This is a genomic window from Bacillota bacterium (assembly GCA_036504675.1).
In the GTDB taxonomy this organism is placed as follows: domain Bacteria; phylum Bacillota; class Sulfobacillia; order JAJYWN01; family JAJZPE01; genus DASXUT01.
In genome coordinates this window covers 1-14,283 of sequence record DASXUT010000151.1, presented here as the reverse complement: position 1 = coordinate 14,283, position 14,283 = coordinate 1, and the positions used below count along the sequence as shown (strand labels likewise).

Annotated in this window: 19 protein-coding genes; 17 read left to right on the top strand and 2 right to left on the bottom strand. The window is 67.0% G+C overall.

Going from position 1 to position 14,283, the window contains the following annotated elements:
• Positions 1–39 precede the first annotated feature (39 nt).
• The 15 genes from ftsY to VGL40_11320 all read left to right on the top strand — a co-directional run bounded on the left by ftsY (position 40) and on the right by VGL40_11320 (position 11,397).
• On the top strand, positions 40–1,041 hold the full coding sequence (gene ftsY / locus VGL40_11390) for a signal recognition particle-docking protein FtsY (GenBank protein ID HEY3315864.1): 1,002 nt from the start codon (positions 40–42) through the stop codon (positions 1,039–1,041).
• Between the two features lie 189 nt (positions 1,042–1,230).
• Positions 1,231–1,641: a YlxM family DNA-binding protein gene (locus tag VGL40_11385; protein ID HEY3315863.1), complete on the top strand. Its 411-nt coding sequence runs from the start codon at positions 1,231–1,233 to the stop codon at positions 1,639–1,641.
• 3 nt (positions 1,642–1,644) lie between these two features.
• Positions 1,645–2,991 carry a signal recognition particle protein gene (gene ffh, locus VGL40_11380; protein HEY3315862.1) on the top strand — a complete coding sequence of 449 codons (1,347 nt, stop codon included), beginning with the start codon at positions 1,645–1,647 and terminating at the stop codon, positions 2,989–2,991.
• A gap of 98 nt (positions 2,992–3,089) precedes the next feature.
• Positions 3,090–3,377, top strand: coding sequence for a 30S ribosomal protein S16 (rpsP, locus tag VGL40_11375; protein HEY3315861.1), 288 nt, complete (start codon positions 3,090–3,092; stop codon positions 3,375–3,377).
• Positions 3,378–3,411: 34 nt separating this feature from the next.
• Positions 3,412–3,642 carry a KH domain-containing protein gene (locus VGL40_11370; protein ID HEY3315860.1) on the top strand — a complete coding sequence of 77 codons (231 nt, stop codon included), beginning with the start codon at positions 3,412–3,414 and terminating at the stop codon, positions 3,640–3,642.
• Positions 3,642–4,043, top strand: a complete 402-nt coding sequence (locus VGL40_11365) for a YlqD family protein (protein HEY3315859.1) — start codon at positions 3,642–3,644, stop codon at positions 4,041–4,043. Before VGL40_11370 ends, VGL40_11365 begins: the two co-directional genes overlap by 1 nt.
• A gap of 13 nt (positions 4,044–4,056) precedes the next feature.
• Positions 4,057–4,569: a ribosome maturation factor RimM gene (gene rimM, locus VGL40_11360; GenBank protein ID HEY3315858.1), complete on the top strand. Its 513-nt coding sequence runs from the start codon at positions 4,057–4,059 to the stop codon at positions 4,567–4,569.
• The gene (gene trmD / locus VGL40_11355) at positions 4,566–5,345 is read left to right on the top strand and encodes a tRNA (guanosine(37)-N1)-methyltransferase TrmD (GenBank protein ID HEY3315857.1); all 780 of its coding nucleotides are present in this window, start codon (positions 4,566–4,568) and stop codon (positions 5,343–5,345) included. The genes rimM and trmD overlap by 4 nt, the downstream gene beginning before the upstream one ends.
• A gap of 88 nt (positions 5,346–5,433) precedes the next feature.
• The gene (rplS, locus tag VGL40_11350) at positions 5,434–5,784 is read left to right on the top strand and encodes a 50S ribosomal protein L19 (GenBank protein HEY3315856.1); all 351 of its coding nucleotides are present in this window, start codon (positions 5,434–5,436) and stop codon (positions 5,782–5,784) included.
• A gap of 73 nt (positions 5,785–5,857) precedes the next feature.
• Positions 5,858–6,382 carry a signal peptidase I gene (gene lepB, locus VGL40_11345; GenBank protein ID HEY3315855.1) on the top strand — a complete coding sequence of 175 codons (525 nt, stop codon included), beginning with the start codon at positions 5,858–5,860 and terminating at the stop codon, positions 6,380–6,382.
• Positions 6,383–6,453: 71 nt separating this feature from the next.
• Positions 6,454–7,350 (top strand): ribosome biogenesis GTPase YlqF, encoded by an 897-nt coding sequence (ylqF, locus tag VGL40_11340; GenBank protein ID HEY3315854.1) that lies wholly within the window; start codon positions 6,454–6,456, stop codon positions 7,348–7,350.
• Between the two features lie 10 nt (positions 7,351–7,360).
• Entirely contained in the window at positions 7,361–8,215 is an 855-nt protein-coding gene (locus VGL40_11335) for a ribonuclease HII (protein HEY3315853.1), read from the top strand.
• Between the two features lie 42 nt (positions 8,216–8,257).
• The gene (locus VGL40_11330) at positions 8,258–9,385 is read left to right on the top strand and encodes an HD-GYP domain-containing protein (GenBank protein ID HEY3315852.1); all 1,128 of its coding nucleotides are present in this window, start codon (positions 8,258–8,260) and stop codon (positions 9,383–9,385) included.
• A gap of 100 nt (positions 9,386–9,485) precedes the next feature.
• Positions 9,486–9,875, top strand: coding sequence for a YraN family protein (locus VGL40_11325; GenBank protein ID HEY3315851.1), 390 nt, complete (start codon positions 9,486–9,488; stop codon positions 9,873–9,875).
• Between the two features lie 13 nt (positions 9,876–9,888).
• Complete coding sequence (locus VGL40_11320; GenBank protein HEY3315850.1) at positions 9,889–11,397, top strand: YifB family Mg chelatase-like AAA ATPase; 1,509 nt, start codon at positions 9,889–9,891, stop codon at positions 11,395–11,397.
• Positions 11,398–11,492: 95 nt separating this feature from the next.
• On the opposite strand, the gene VGL40_11315 is transcribed toward VGL40_11320, so the two are convergent.
• Both VGL40_11315 and VGL40_11310 read right to left on the bottom strand, forming a co-directional pair.
• Positions 11,493–11,684, bottom strand: a complete 192-nt coding sequence (locus tag VGL40_11315; GenBank protein HEY3315849.1) for a hypothetical protein — start codon at positions 11,682–11,684, stop codon at positions 11,493–11,495.
• 84 nt (positions 11,685–11,768) lie between these two features.
• Positions 11,769–11,966, bottom strand: a complete 198-nt coding sequence (locus VGL40_11310) for a DUF1540 domain-containing protein (GenBank protein HEY3315848.1) — start codon at positions 11,964–11,966, stop codon at positions 11,769–11,771.
• A 150-nt stretch (positions 11,967–12,116) separates the two neighbouring features.
• Here VGL40_11310 and VGL40_11305 point away from each other — a divergent pair, with 150 nt between their 5' ends.
• Together VGL40_11305 and VGL40_11300 are read left to right on the top strand one after the other, a co-directional pair.
• The gene (locus VGL40_11305) at positions 12,117–12,758 is read left to right on the top strand and encodes a thymidine kinase (GenBank protein ID HEY3315847.1); all 642 of its coding nucleotides are present in this window, start codon (positions 12,117–12,119) and stop codon (positions 12,756–12,758) included.
• A gap of 163 nt (positions 12,759–12,921) precedes the next feature.
• Positions 12,922–14,283: ABC transporter substrate-binding protein (locus VGL40_11300; protein ID HEY3315846.1), on the top strand; the 1,362-nt coding region annotated here is incomplete at its 3' end.

Sequence of the window (14,283 nt, the reverse complement as noted above, 5' to 3'; positions counted from 1 at the left end):
GACCGGGTTGCCAGGAATGAATGGGGGTTTTCGCGGGGGATGACCAAGCCAGAGGGTTGGTTCAACCGTTTCAGCCGGGGTTTGCAGAAGATGAGGCAGGGCCTGACCGACAAGGTCCAGGCCCTGGTGCAGAGGTCGGGCCGCCTGGACGAGGACCTCTTCGAGGAGCTCGAGGCGATCCTGATCCAGGCCGACATCGGCGTGGCCGGCAGCCAGGGTATCGTCGAAGCCATCCGCCGGCGCTGCCGTGAGGAGGGCGTGACCGAGGCCGGCGAGGTCAGGCGGCTCCTCCGCGAGGAGTTGGCCAGACGGCTGTCGGCCGGGGAGGCCTCGAAAGCGCGGCCCGGGGCCGGGCAAGCTTCCGCGGGACCATCCGGGGGGCCCGGAGAATCGGTCGCCAAGCCCCGCGTGCTGATGGTCGTCGGGGTCAACGGGACGGGGAAGACGACGACCATCGGGAAGCTCGCCGGTCGCTTCCGCGATGAGGGGCTGGAGGTCGTCATGGCGGCCGCCGACACCTTCCGAGCGGCGGCTGCCGAGCAGTTGACCATCTGGGGCCAGCGGACCGGTGCCACGGTCGTCAAGCACCAAGCCGGGGGAGACCCGGCCGCGGTGGCTTTCGATGCCCTCAAGGCCGCCCAAGCGCGGGGAGCCGACGTGGTCATCGTCGACACGGCCGGCCGCCTGCATACCAAGGTCAACCTGATGGAGGAGCTCAAGAAGATCCAGCGGGTCTTGGCCCGCGAGATTCCCGGGGCTCCCCACGAGGTCCTCCTCGTCGTCGACGCGACCACCGGCCTCAACGCCGTGCAGCAGGCACGCGTCTTCAAGGAGGCGGTCGGCGTGACCGGGGTAGTCCTGACCAAGCTGGACGGGACGGCCAAGGGCGGCGTGGTGGTCGCCATCGCCGACGAGATCGGCCTGCCAGTCAGATACGTCGGGCTTGGCGAGGCCGCCGAGGACCTCGAACCGTTCTCGGCGGAGCGTTTCGTGGCCGGGCTCTTCCCCGACCAGGCGGAGTCCGCCGGGTCCGGGGGCTGAACGTCCGTCTCGGTCGATCTCGTGTCCGGGCATTTGGGGTCATCGGCCGCGGTCGGTCAGCCTTGCCTTTCGGGCGGCGAGACTTGACGGCGGCCCTGTTGTCGTCTACAATACGGCTGTAAAGGTTTTTTCCTTGACAGCTTCGACCGCCGACGCAGCGGCCGTCGCGGCGGGGGGGAAGACAGCCAGATGAGCAAGATCAGCCGCGCCGCGGACAAGACGGTGAGGGCCTCGACAGACCGGCCGGCCGTCGCCAGACGGCTGGACCGGGCCAACCGGACCGTGCTTCTTTACGACTACTACGGCCCACTGTTGACCGATCGCCAGCGCGAGATGCTGTCGATGCATTATGAGGACGACCTCTCCTTGGGTGAGATCAGCGAGTTGCTCGGCGTCAGCCGCCAAGCGGTCCATGACCTCCTGACCCGCTCCGAGAAAGCATTGGAAGACTACGAGCGGCGTCTCGGCCTGGTCGCGCGAGACGCCGTCGCCCGCCGCCTGATGGCCTCCCTGGCGCGGGCCGTCGACGCCCTAGAATCGGCCCATCCGCTCAAGCCGCGCTTGGAACGTTTGATCAAGCGCCTCAAGGCGAGGTCCTGAGAAGTGTTCGAAAGCCTCAGCGAAAGACTGCAAGCGACCTTCAAACGGCTGAGGGGGCGCGGCAAGCTAGGCCCCAACGACGTCAAGGAGGCCACCCGGGAGGTCCGGATGGCCCTCCTCGAGGCCGATGTCAACTACCGGGTGGCCAAGGACTTCATTGCCCGGATCGACGAACGGGCGGTCGGGGCCGAGGTCCTGGAGAGCCTGACCCCGGCTCAGCAAGTGATCAAGATCGTCCACGACGAGTTGATCGAGCTGATGGGGAAGACCCCGGCCCGCCTGAACCTGGCCGCCAAGCCGCCGACGGTGATCATGCTGGTCGGCCTGCAGGGGTCCGGCAAGACGACGACAGCCGGCAAGCTCGCCGCCCACCTGCGTTCCGGGGGGCGGCGGCCGCTGCTGGTGGCCGCCGACGTTTATCGCCCGGCCGCCGTAGAGCAGCTCAAGATTCTCGGCGACCAGCTGGGGATGCCGGTATGGGCCGGTGCCCCGGGTGAGGATCCGGTAGCCATCGCCGAGGCCGGCTGCCAGGAGGCCGACCGTCAGGCCCGCGACGCGGTGATCGTCGACACGGCCGGCCGCCTTCATGTCGACGAGGAACTCATGACTGAGCTTGTCCGGATGAAGGAAGCCGTTAAGCCTCATGAGGTCATGCTGGTGGTCGACGCCATGAGCGGCCAGAGCGCGGTCGACGTGGCCGAGGCCTTCAACACCCGGGTCGGTCTGGACGGGGTGATCCTGACCAAGATGGACAGCGACGCCAGAGGCGGCGCGGCCCTCTCGGTCCGGGCGGTCACCGGCCGGCCGATCAAGTTCATCGGCACCGGTGAGAAACTGCAGGCCCTCGAGCCGTTCTACCCCGACCGGATGGCCTCGCGCATCCTCGGGATGGGTGATGTTCTGACCCTCATCGAGAAGGCCCAGGAGAACTTCGACGAGAAGAAGGCCCGCGACCTCGAGCGGAAGCTGCGGGCCGACGAGTTCACCTTTGAAGACTTCGTTGACCAGCTCCGACAAGTGCGCAAGATGGGCCCCATCGACCAACTGATGTCGATGTTTCCCGGAGCCGCACGGATGAAGGGGATGATCCCGAAGGACGTCGATGACCGGCAACTGGACCGGGCTGAGGCGATCATCAACTCGATGACCCCCGAAGAGCGCCGGCGGCCGGAACTCATCGACGGCTCGCGGCGGCGGCGGATCGCCGCCGGCAGCGGGACCAGCGTTCAGCAGGTCAACACCCTGCTCAAGCAGTTCGACGCGACCCGCAAGATGATCAGGCAGGTCATGAGCATGGGGGAGAAGGGGATCAAGCGGGGTCCCGGCGGTCCAGGCTGGATGCCCCGCTGAGATCGGCCCCGGGCGGTCGCTTTGCCGTCCCCCGGCCGGATCTAGATCAGGGCCGAAAGGCCAGGCTATCATAGTCGCTTTGGAGGTGTCCAAGAGGAGTGGCAGTCAAGATTCGTCTCAAGCGGGTTGGCGCCAAGAAGGCCCCGAGTTATCGGCTGGTCGTCGCCGATTCCCGGTCGCCCCGTGACGGGCGGTTCATCGAGGAGATTGGTTACTACGACCCGACCCGCGAGCCCGCCGTGATCAAGGTTCAGGAAGACAAGGCCCGCGAGTGGCTGGCCAAAGGCGCTCAGCCGTCGGAGACGGTGAAGTCCCTCTTCATCCGCGCCGGTATCAAGGGCAGCAGGGCCGCCGGTCCAGAGCCGGGCGAGTCCGAGAAGGCCTGACCATCCAAGGGACGGGTCTTTGGGAGGTGCGACCGTGAAGGAACTGGTTCTGGTCCTGGCCAGGGCCCTCGTCGATAATCCCGACGCCGTTCAGGTGGCGGAGGTCGGCGGCCCGCACAGCTCGGTCGTCGAGCTCCGGGTCGACCCGCAGGATATGGGCAAGGTGATCGGGCGACAGGGGCGGGTGGTCAAGGCCATCCGGGCGGTGGTCAAGGCGGCGGCGACCAAGCAAGGCCGGAAGGTCTCGGTCGAGGTCGTCCAGTAGTGGCCATCTTCATCCAGCGCCCGGTGACGGTCAAGGCCAAGGTGACCGAGGTCTTGAAGAAGCAACTCGCGGCCGAGTTCCAGGAGGCTCTGCGCCGGACCGAGGCCGAGCTGGCCCAGATCGAAGGACAGCTCAAACGCCTTGGCGAGGCCGACGAAGGGTCCCCCGCGGAGCGCCGGTCGGCCGTCGAACGCCTCCAGGCCGAGCGCCAGAACCGGCTCGAGAATAAGAGCCGACTGGTCGAGAAGCTCAAGGAGTCCGGGCGGCTCGAGCCGGGGGTCGAAGTCGGCCAGGGGACGGTGGAGGGCTTCGTCCAAGTCAGGATCGGCGACGACTGGGACCGTCTCTTCCAGGCGGAGATCGTCGTGGAGGACGGCCGGGTGGTCGCCATCCGGGAATAGGGGTGGCGCCGGCTTGGCCGAAGAGGAACTGATCAGCATCGGCAAGATCGTCGGCGTCCACGGGGTCAGAGGGATGGTCAGGGTCTACCCCCTGACCGACTTTCCTCAGCGTTACCTGGAACGACCCGACGTCTTCGTGGTCGGGCCGGACGGCTCGCAAAGGCCGGCCAGGATCACTGAGGCCACCCCGCACAAAGGGGTTTACCTGATGGCCTTCGATTGGGCAAAGACCCGCGACGAGGCCGAGGGGTTGGTCGGCGGGGAGGTCAAGGTCCCGCCGGCGGCCGTCGTGCCTTTACCGGAAGGCTCCTATTATCACTTCCAGCTGGTCGGGTTGAGAGTCATCGACGAATCCGGCAAGCCCCTCGGTCTCCTCAGCGAGGTGGTCAGCGAGCCGGCCAACGACGTCTACGTCGTCACTGACGGCGGGCGTCAGACCCTTCTCCCGGCGACACGAGAAGTCATCCGCCGGGTCGACCTGGCCGCCGGAGTGATCGTCGCAAGGCCCTTGGAGGAGTGGAAATGAGCCCTCTCCGGGTCGATATTCTGACCCTCTTCCCGGCCATGTTCGAAGGCCCTTTTGGAGAGAGCATCGTCAAGCGCGGTGCCAACCACGGCTTGCTGGACATCCGCTGCCACGACCTGCGCGGCTTCACCCACGACCGGCATCGGACGGTCGACGACTACCCTTACGGTGGCGGGGCGGGCATGGTCCTCAAGCCCGACCCGGTCTTCGAGGGGGTCGAGATGATCGTCGCCTCGGGCCCGGTGGGACACCGTCCGAGAGTCATCCTGATGACCCCTCAGGGCCGCCGCCTGACTCAGGAGACCGTTGTCAGGCTGGCCGGTCTGGAGTGGCTATTGGTCATCTGCGGCCACTACGAGGGCGTCGACGAGCGGATCAGGGCCGGACTCGTGGAAGAGGAGATCTCCCTGGGCGATTTCGTGGTCACCGGTGGTGAACTGCCGGCGATGGTCCTCGTCGACGCGGTTTCCCGGCTCGTGCCGGGCGTCCTCGAGGACGACTCGGTAAGCGAAGAGTCCTTTTCCGACGGCCTCCTGGAATATCCGCAGTACACTCGGCCGCCGATCTTCCGGGGCATGGCCGTCCCCGAGGTGCTCGTCTCGGGACACCACGAAAAGGTCCGCCTATGGCGCCGCCGCGAATCCCTGCGTCGGACCCTCGAGCGCCGTCCGGACCTGCTCGAGTTGGTGAACCTCCGGCGGGAGGACGAGCGGCTGTTGGCCGAGATCAGGCTGGAAGCCACCCCCCGCGAGGAAGGACCGAAGAGCGGAGGCTGACCGCCCGGACGTGCGATAAGTTGTCTTTTCTAGGGCTGTATGCTATAATTTCTGCTTGTGGACCTGCTTGGTCAAAGGAGGAAGACCGGTGGACCTGATCAGAACGATCGAACTCGAGAACATGCGCAAGGATATCCCGGACTTCGCCCCCGGCGATACTGTCCGGGTGCAGGTCAAAGTGGTCGAGGGTGGCCGCGAGAGGATCCAGGCCTACGAAGGGATCGTCATCGGTCGGAGCGGCGGCGGAGTCCGCGAGACCTTCACCGTTCGGCGCATCTCGTACGGGGTCGGCGTGGAGCGGAAGTTCCCGCTGCATTCCCCGAGGGTCGACAAGATTGAAGTCGTTCGACGGGGGCGGGTTCGGCGGGCTAAGTTGAACTACCTGCGCGAGTTGACCGGCCGTGCGGCCAAGGTCAAGGAGCGAACCACCATCCGGTAAGGTTCGATCAGGGACTGCCAACAGTCCCTTTTTTGTCTTGGTCTTTTCCCGCGGTGGACCGGGGGGGCAGAAAATGGCCGAGCCCGAGAAGAGCCTTTTCCGTGAGCTTATCGAGACCGTTGTCTTCGCCTTGGTCCTGGCTCTCTTGATCAAGACCTTCGTCGTCGAGACGACTCTCGTCAATGGACCTTCGATGCAACCGACCCTCTACACCGGCGAGCGGCTGTGGCTGAATAAGGCCATCTACCACCTGCGTTCCCCGCGGCGCGGCGAGGTCATCGTCTTCCGTAACCCCAAGAATCCGGCTAAGGACTACATCAAGCGGGCCATCGGCCTCCCCGGTGACCGGGTGGCCATCAGAGACGGCGTCGTCTACCTCAATGGGCAGGTCTTCCCGGAAAACCATCTGATGATCCCGCAGAAATCGAACTATCCCGAGACGACCGTCCCTCCGGACAGCCTCTTCGTCCTGGGGGACAATCGCGCCAACAGCGAGGACAGCCGTTTCGCCTCCCTCGGTTTCGTCCCCTTGGAGAACGTCAAGGGTAAGGCCATCCTGATTTACTGGCCATTGAACCGGATTGCTCTGGTTCGTTGACCCGTGAGTCTGGGCCGATCACCCTGGGTTGAGCGGCTGACCCCGGTCGGGGAAGCCGCGGAGAGCGGGATATGAAGGGTCAGAGGTATCCCGGGCACATGGCCCGGACGAACCGAGTCATCCGGGAGATGCTCCGGGTGGTCGACGTGGTCATCGAGGTTGTCGATGCCCGCGTCCCGGCCTCCAGTCGGAACCCGGACCTTGACGCCCTCGTCGGCCAGAAACCGCGGATCATCGCCATCAACAAGGCCGACTTGGCCGCGGATGAAGATACCGCGCGCTGGGCGGCTTTTTTTGGCCGCCGGGGGTACCGGGTCGTGATCATCTCGGCGACCGAGGGGCGGGGAATCAGAGCGTTGACTGCCGCCGTCCGGGCCTCGGCCAAGACCAAAGCGGCGGGCAGGGCCCGGCGGGCGATGATCCTCGGGACTCCCAACGTGGGTAAGAGTTCGCTCATCAACCGCTTGGCCGGCCGGGCCCGGGCCAGAACGGGGGCCTTGCCCGGGGTCACCCGCGGCCCCCAGTGGGTCCGCGTCGGGTCCTCCTTCGAGCTGCTCGACCTACCGGGGACCTTGCCGCCGCGGGTCGGCGACCAAGAGGTCGTCTACCGTCTGGCGGCCACGGGGGCCCTCGAGGCCGGGGCCTACGACCAGGTCCAGGTGGCCCAGGGACTCATCACTGAGCTGCGGAGGGAGTCCAAGGGGGTGCTCGTCGAGCGTTACGGGATCGTCGACGGGGACTCCCAGACGGCTCTGGCGCAAGTGGCCGTGAGCCGGGGTCTCCTCAAGGCCGGCGGCCAGCCCGATTTCGACCGCGCCGCCCAGGTCCTGCTGGCCGAATTCCGGAGCGGGCGACTGGGGCGATTCACCCTTGACCCGGTCCCGGAGGCGGCCGCGTCCGGCGGGAGGCCGGTCCGCCCGCCGAAAGGTCTTTCGCGGAAGCAGGAAAGCCCACCTCCGGGGGAGTAGATGGTCCTTCATGGGTGATTCCATGAAGCCGTCATTCAAGGACCTCAGCCTTGAGGAGATCCGCCTCATCGTCCATGGCCTGTCCAGGGCCGAGCTGCGCCGGCGGGCCGCCCGCCGGCTGGCCCGCGACCCGCGGGCCGGAGCCCGTCGCCTGGGAGCGGAGATCCTCGCCAGGCTCGACCGGGAAGAGGCCGAAGCGGCTAGGCTGACGGCCATGGAGAGGTTCGAGGCCGAGGCCAGGGCCCAGGGGGCGGCGGTCATCGCCGGAGTCGACGAGGTCGGCCGGGGCCCGTTGGCCGGGCCGGTCTTCGCCGCCGCCGTCATCCTTCCGCCCGGGCTGCGCCTGGTCGGGCTGGACGACTCGAAGCGGCTCTCGGCCGAGCAGCGGGAAACCCTATGCCCGCTGATCCGGGAGATCGCCCTGGGGGTCTCCATCGGCCGGGCCGAGGTCGAGGAGATCGACACCATCAATATCCGTCAGGCCAGCTTCCTGGCAATGCGCCGGGCCCTGGCCGGCCTGTCAGTCGCCGTCGACTTTGTCCTTGTCGACGGCTTTGCCATTCCCGGCCTGGAACTGAGGCAGCGGGCCATCGTCAAGGGTGACAGCCGTTCGGCGTCCATCGCCGCGGCCTCGGTCATCGCCAAGGTGGCCAGGGACGCCGTGATGGACGACTTGGACCGGCTATACCCGGGTTACGGCTTGGCTGAGAACAAGGGCTACTGCACGACGGCGCACGTAGAAGCCTTGCGGCGACTGGGTCCGTGCCCGGTCCACCGGCGCAGTTTCAAGTGGGACATGGATGCCCAGGGTGCGGGGCTGCATTTTCAGCCCCGTTTGTTCGATATCATTGAAGAGGGGGATTAGCGCCCTCAATCCGCCAACGAACACAGTCCGGGGGAACGGCATTTGAAGATCGTCGACATCGACCATATTCAACCGGGAATGATCGTCGCCAGGCCGATCTTCGGCGCCGATAGTCAGGTCCTCCTGGCCTCGGGAACGCCCATCAAGCCGGAGTTCATCACCCAGCTCCGGCGACGCGGCGTTCCTTGCGTCTATGTGGTCGACGAGCGCTTCCCCGACATCGAGGCCAAGGACGTCGTCAGCCCGGAGACCCGAGTCGAGGCGATGTTCACGGCCAAGGAGGTCCTCAACGAGGTCAAGGAGCGGGCCAAGTCGGGGCTCGGCCGGTTGACCGGGACCGAGGCCAGGAAGGTGAAAGACCAGGTCAACGGGATCATTGACGAGCTCATCGAGAACCGCGACCTGGTCGTCAACCTGACCGACATCCGGGCCGCCGACGACTACACCTTTGGCCATTCGGTCAACGTCTGCATCCTCTCCCTGATGACCGCCATCGGTCTCGGGTATGAGCAGATGCGCCTGCGCGAGCTGGGAGTCGGGGCCATCCTCCACGACATCGGCAAGACCAAGATCCCGGAAGAGGTCCTGAACAAGCCGAGTGTGCTCACACCGGCTGAATTCGAAGAGGTCAAGAAGCACCCGGCCTACGGGTTCGAGATCATCCGCCGCCAGGACGGCTTGAGCTCGCTCTCCGCGCACGTCGCCTACCAGCATCATGAGCGAAGCAACGGCGAGGGTTATCCACGCAAGCTGATGGGGACGGAGATCCATGAGTTCGCGCGGATAGCCGCCGTCGCCGACGTTTACGACGCCCTCGTGGCCGACCGGGTCTACCGGAGGGGCTTCCTTCCGGCCGACGCCCTCGACATCATCGCCGGCAACGCCGGCCGCCTCTTCGACCGGCGGATCGCCAAGGCTTTCACCGAGAACATCGCCCCCTACCCGGTCGGCAGCCTGATCCAATTGACCACCAAGGAAGTGGCCGTGGTGATCAAGGTCCGGCGGGCCTACCCGCGCCACCCGGTGTTGCGGGTGATCAAAGACGGCCACGGCCACCCGGTGGCCAAGACCTACGATCTGGACCTGACCCAGCACCGGGACGTCCATGTGGCCCGGGCGATCGACGAACGAGGCCCGCTCGACGCCAAGGATGTCCGGCAGTTGATCTGAGGCGGGTTGGCCCCCGACGAGAGGTCGGGGGTTTTTTCGTGGCCGAGGAAGGAGAACAGCCGAGGGGGTCGAAAGCCGCTCACCCCGAGGGGGGAGAGGCTTGAACGGCTCAAGTTCCGACCTTCGTGATCCGCACGCCCTGGGACGTCAGGCGGAGGTAGCCGCGGCTGCCTTGCTGGTCTCCCAGGGATATCGTCTGGCCGCCGCCAACTACCGCTGCCGTCAAGGGGAGATCGACCTGGTCGCCTGGGACGGGCCTACACTGGTCTTTGTCGAGGTCAAGGCCAGGCGGGGGAACAGTCTCGGCGGGCCGGCGGAGGCCATCGGCCCTCGGAAACTCAACCGGATGCGGGCGGTGGCCGCGCATTACCTGTCAAGGGAACTACCAGGCGGGGATCCCCCTTGCCGGTTCGATGCCGTCCTGGTCGAGGCCGGCCGCGGGCCGGTCACCCCGGGAGGCGCGATGATCCTGGTCCGCGGGGTTTTCTGACGGGGGGTGGACCATGCTCGCAGCCGTTCGAGGGTTTGCCCTGCGGGGCATCGAGGCCGTGCCAATCCAGGTCCAGGTGGACGTGGCCAACGGCTTGCCGGGGTTCGAGATCGTCGGGCTTCCCGATGTCGGTCTACGGGAAGCCCGGGAACGAGTCAGATCGGCCCTGCGAAATAGCAACTTTACGTTTCCGATGCGGCGGGTCACGGTCAACCTGGCCCCGGCGGATATGCGCAAGGAGGGGCCCGGATTCGACCTGCCGGTCGCCGTGGGCATCCTCGAGGCCTGCGGTCAGTTGCCGGAAGCTGCCCTGGCCGGGGTGGCCATGGCCGGCGAACTCGGGCTGGACGGGTCCATCCGACCGGTCAAGGGAGCCCTGTCGATGGCCCTGGCCGCGCGGGATCTCCGGCTCGACGGCTTTCTCCTGCCGGCCGCCAACGCCGGAGAAGCGGCCCTCGTCGACGGTTTACGCCTGATCCCCTGCGGCACCCTGGAGGAAGTGGTCGCGGCGGCCACGGGGCATCCGCCGACGGCGGTTCGCGCCGAGCAACCAAGCCCGGCGGCGGAAGCCGTCGACGGGGATGAGGCCTGGGCCGACGTAAAGGGTCAGACCCAGGCCAAGAGGGCCCTGGAGGTGGCCGTGGCCGGCGGCCACAACATCCTCCTCGTCGGGCCGCCGGGGACGGGCAAGACCATGCTGGCCAGGGGCGTGGCCAGGCTCCTCCCGGACCTGACGCTGGCCGAGACGATCCAGGTGACCAGGCTGTACAGTGTGGCCGGAGGGCTCAACGGTGACCGGCTCATCCGGAGGCCGCCCTTCCGGGCGCCGCATCATACCGCCTCGTCGGCCGCCCTCATCGGCCGGCTGGACACGCCCGGCGAGGTCAGCCTGGCCCATTGCGGGGTGCTCTTCCTCGACGAACTGCCGGAGTTCCGCCGCGATGCCCTGGAGGCCCTGAGGCAACCGATCGAGGACGGCCAGGTGACCGTGGCCAGGGCCGGCGGGTCGGTCACCTACCCATCAAGGCTGATCTTGGTGGGGGCGATGAATCCCTGCCCCTGCGGACACCTCGGGGATTCAATCCGCGCCTGCCGGTGCACCCCCTACCAGGTCGAACGTTACCGGACCAGGCTCTCGGGACCGCTTCTGGACCGGCTCGGACTCCAGGTCGAAGTGGCCCGGCCCGACTACGCCGAGGTCGTCGGCGGCGCGGGGGGAGTGCCGTCGGCCACGGTTCGGGCCCGTATCGCCGCCTGTCGGGAGCGGCAACTGGACCGCAACGGGGGGCTCCTCAACGCCAACCTCGACCGCGGCCGGCTGGATGGGCTCTGCCCGCTGACCATGGCGGCCAGGGCCCTCCTGAGGCGGGCCTTCACCCGCTTGGGTCTGAGCGTTAGGGCTCATGACCGACTGGTGAAAATCGCCCGGACCGTGGCCGACCTGGCCGAGGAGACGACCATCACGGCCGACCACATCGGCGAGGCCCTGCAGTACCGACTGTATGAACCACCAGTCGAATGACTCGTCGCCCCTCGGAGCAATGAAGGACCCTCCTCGCGCGGGGCGGCCGGCAAGGAGGGCGCTTTGTTCGATCCAACCGAAGCCGGGCGGCCGGATCAGACTCTCTGGCGGCGGCCGGCGAAGAGGCGGTAGAGGATCACCCCGACGACCAGAAGAAACACCAGGCCGATCAGGCCGCGGAAGGCTCCGGCGGCCAGGAACCAGGCCAGCCCGAGGATACTCGTGAGGACCCAGCCGGCGGCCACCACGGCCAGGATGGCGATCAGAGCGGCGACCCACTTGCTCAACTCAGCTCACATCCTTTCGGCACGATCAGAGGAGCAAGAGGCGAAAGGGCCGCCCGTGGTCGAGGGCGGCCCTTCGCGGTCGGCCTAATAGCTCCTCGGCTTGAAGGTCTTGCAGGCGGTCTCATCGGTGGTCCTCGCCTGGGCCTCGTGGCCGATCGTGCCGGCCTCCATGTTAGCCCCACCGGCCACCGCGTTGACCACGGAAATGGCCCTTGCTTCACACCGGTTCCCCTGGCCCCAATAGTGGCAACTGGAAACCTCGCACTTGACATCACTAGCCATGTCCTTCACCCCTTTCTCCTGGAGTGTTCGTCAAGACGGGGGCGATTATCCGCCGCCGCCGCGATAACCCGCCGGAGCTGCGCCCCCGACCTTTGCTCGTCATTGACGCTGGGACGGGCCAGAAGGTACAATGATCGAGGGGGGAGAGGCTTGGCAGACAAAGCCAGGGCGACGGGCGAGCGCCAGGGGCGGGGCCCGGCCCGACTCAGACGGCGCAAGGAGCCGGGGTATCTCGAGATCATCTGCGGCAGCATGTTCAGCGGCAAGTCCGAGGAGTTGATCCGACGGGCCAAACGGGTGGCCATCGCCCGCAAGAAGGTGGCCATCGTAAAACCCGCCATCGACACGCGATACGGACACCGCCGGGTGAGTTCCCACGATGGAAACAGCCTCGAAGCTCACCCCATCGACCAGGGGCGACCAGAGGACATCATCACCCTCGTCGCCGAAGCGGACGTCGACGTGGTGGCCATTGACGAGGCTCAGTTCTTTGGCCCGGAGGTCATCCCGGTCGTCCAGAAACTGGTCGGGGCGGGTCGCCGGGTCATCGTCGCCGGACTGGACATGGATTTCGCCGGGCGCCCCTTCGGCAGCATGCCCGCGTTGATGGCTTTGTCCGACGAAGTCACCAAGCTGAAGGCGATCTGTGTCAAGTGTGGCGAACCGGCCTGTTTCAACCAGCGCCTGATCAATGGGCGGCCGGCGGCCATCGATGACCCGATCATCGTCATCGGCGGCAAGGAAAGCTACGAAGCGCGCTGCCGGCGCTGTCACGAGGTTCTCAGGAAATGAAGGGGACGGACCCAAGCCCGGCTGGCTGAAACCAGGAAGGACGGAACAACCGTCTAAGTCCTAGATGGGGGCGGTCCCTCGAGGCCCGGCCCTCTTTTCACAGAACGGCGGTGACCCCCTCTTGCTCCACCGCGGCCGCAGAGCCATCCTGGTGGCCCTTTGGTTGACGGCAGCTTCATCGGCCCTCGTCGCGGCGGTCTTCGGTGAGTTTGGGGCCATCGCCGGCCAGCCGCGCCCAGCGGGCACGGTCGTCGTCGGCGTGCCCTACCGGCTTTCCTCGCTCGACCCGGCGGCCTCGCCCGTGGATCCTAACCAGCCCCAGGCCCTGAGCCCCTATCGCCTGATTTACGACACCCTGGTGATCACCGGACCCGACGGGCGGCTCTATCCCCACCTGGCCGCCGGGTGGGAGATCGGGGCGGGGGGGAAGGAGATAACCTTCCGGCTCCGACGCGGTGTCCGTTTCCACGACGGGCGACCGGTCGACGCCGGCGCGGTCAAGTATACCCTCGACCGGTTGACTGAGGCCCCCGAATCGGGAACCCTGGCGAGGATGCTCGGCCCGGTCAAGGAGGTCATCGTGGTCGACCCGGAACGGGTCAGACTGGTTTTTGAACGTCCGTATCCTCCAGTCTGGACGGCCTTGTCCTGGTCGGCCTATGGCGTGGTCGCCCCCGGCGGCGAAGCCGGGGCGTTGGGTCCAGTGGGGAGCGGGCCTTTCCGGCCGGAGTCCCTGACCGGCGGCCGGCTGACCTTGGTCGCCAACGACGGGTACGATTGGCCGCCGCCGTTCGTCAAGGGGCCGGGGCCCGCCAGACCGCGGCAGGTAGTCTTCGAGTTCCTTCCCGAGCGCGGCTCGCTCTCGGCCGCTTTCGGAGGCAGCCGGCTCGACGTGGCCGAGTTCGGCCAGGGGGAGTCTTGGCAGGGCCCACCCGGGCTAGTCGTCCACCGGCCGACCCTGACCTACTTGGGCTTCAACGTGGCCGACGGGCCCATGGCTGATCCGGCCGTGCGGGAGGCGGCGGCGCTGGCCATCGACCGTCAAGCCTTGATTGACAAGGTCGGCCTGCCGGCGACGGCCGAGACATCGGTCATCCCCGGCGGGATGTGGGCTAGCGGGCTGAAGGCCGGTTCCAAGGGGGATGGCCTTCCCGCCTACGACCCCGCTCGGGCCAAGGCGGTCCTGGCCGCCGACGGTTGGAAGGATACGGACGGCGACGGCCTGGTCGAAAGACCCGGTCTGAACGGGGCGCCGCCATCGCGTCTCCGGGTCGAGGTCCTGAGTTACGACTACCAGTGGGAGGCCGGGCTGGGCAAGGCCGTGTCGGAGCAACTGCGAGCAGTGGGCATCGAGGCCCTGGCGACCACCCTCGAGCCCAGGGACGTCCTCGAGCGGACCCGGGAGGGGCTGGCGCCGGCCTTCGTCCTTACCTACGACTGGTATGACCCTGATGTCATCTACTACTTCTTCCACTCTTCGCGGCTCGGGCTGACCAACCGGTCGAGGCTGGATGACCCGGCGGTG

What these genes read in the sequence shown, in the direction of transcription:
- ftsY (HEY3315864.1), top strand. Translation starts at nt 40, where the DNA reads ATGACCAAGCCAGAGGGTTGGTTCAACCGTTTCAGCCGGGGTTTGCAG.
- VGL40_11385 (HEY3315863.1), top strand. Translation starts at nt 1,231, where the DNA reads ATGAGCAAGATCAGCCGCGCCGCGGACAAGACGGTGAGGGCCTCGACA.
- trmD (HEY3315857.1), top strand. Translation starts at nt 4,566, where the DNA reads ATGAGCCCTCTCCGGGTCGATATTCTGACCCTCTTCCCGGCCATGTTC.
- lepB (HEY3315855.1), top strand. Translation starts at nt 5,858, where the DNA reads ATGGCCGAGCCCGAGAAGAGCCTTTTCCGTGAGCTTATCGAGACCGTT.
- ylqF (HEY3315854.1), top strand. Translation starts at nt 6,454, where the DNA reads ATGAAGGGTCAGAGGTATCCCGGGCACATGGCCCGGACGAACCGAGTC.
- VGL40_11335 (HEY3315853.1), top strand. Translation starts at nt 7,361, where the DNA reads ATGGGTGATTCCATGAAGCCGTCATTCAAGGACCTCAGCCTTGAGGAG.
- VGL40_11320 (HEY3315850.1), top strand. Translation starts at nt 9,889, where the DNA reads ATGCTCGCAGCCGTTCGAGGGTTTGCCCTGCGGGGCATCGAGGCCGTG.
- VGL40_11310 (HEY3315848.1), bottom strand. Translation starts at nt 11,966, where the DNA reads ATGGCTAGTGATGTCAAGTGCGAGGTTTCCAGTTGCCACTATTGGGGC.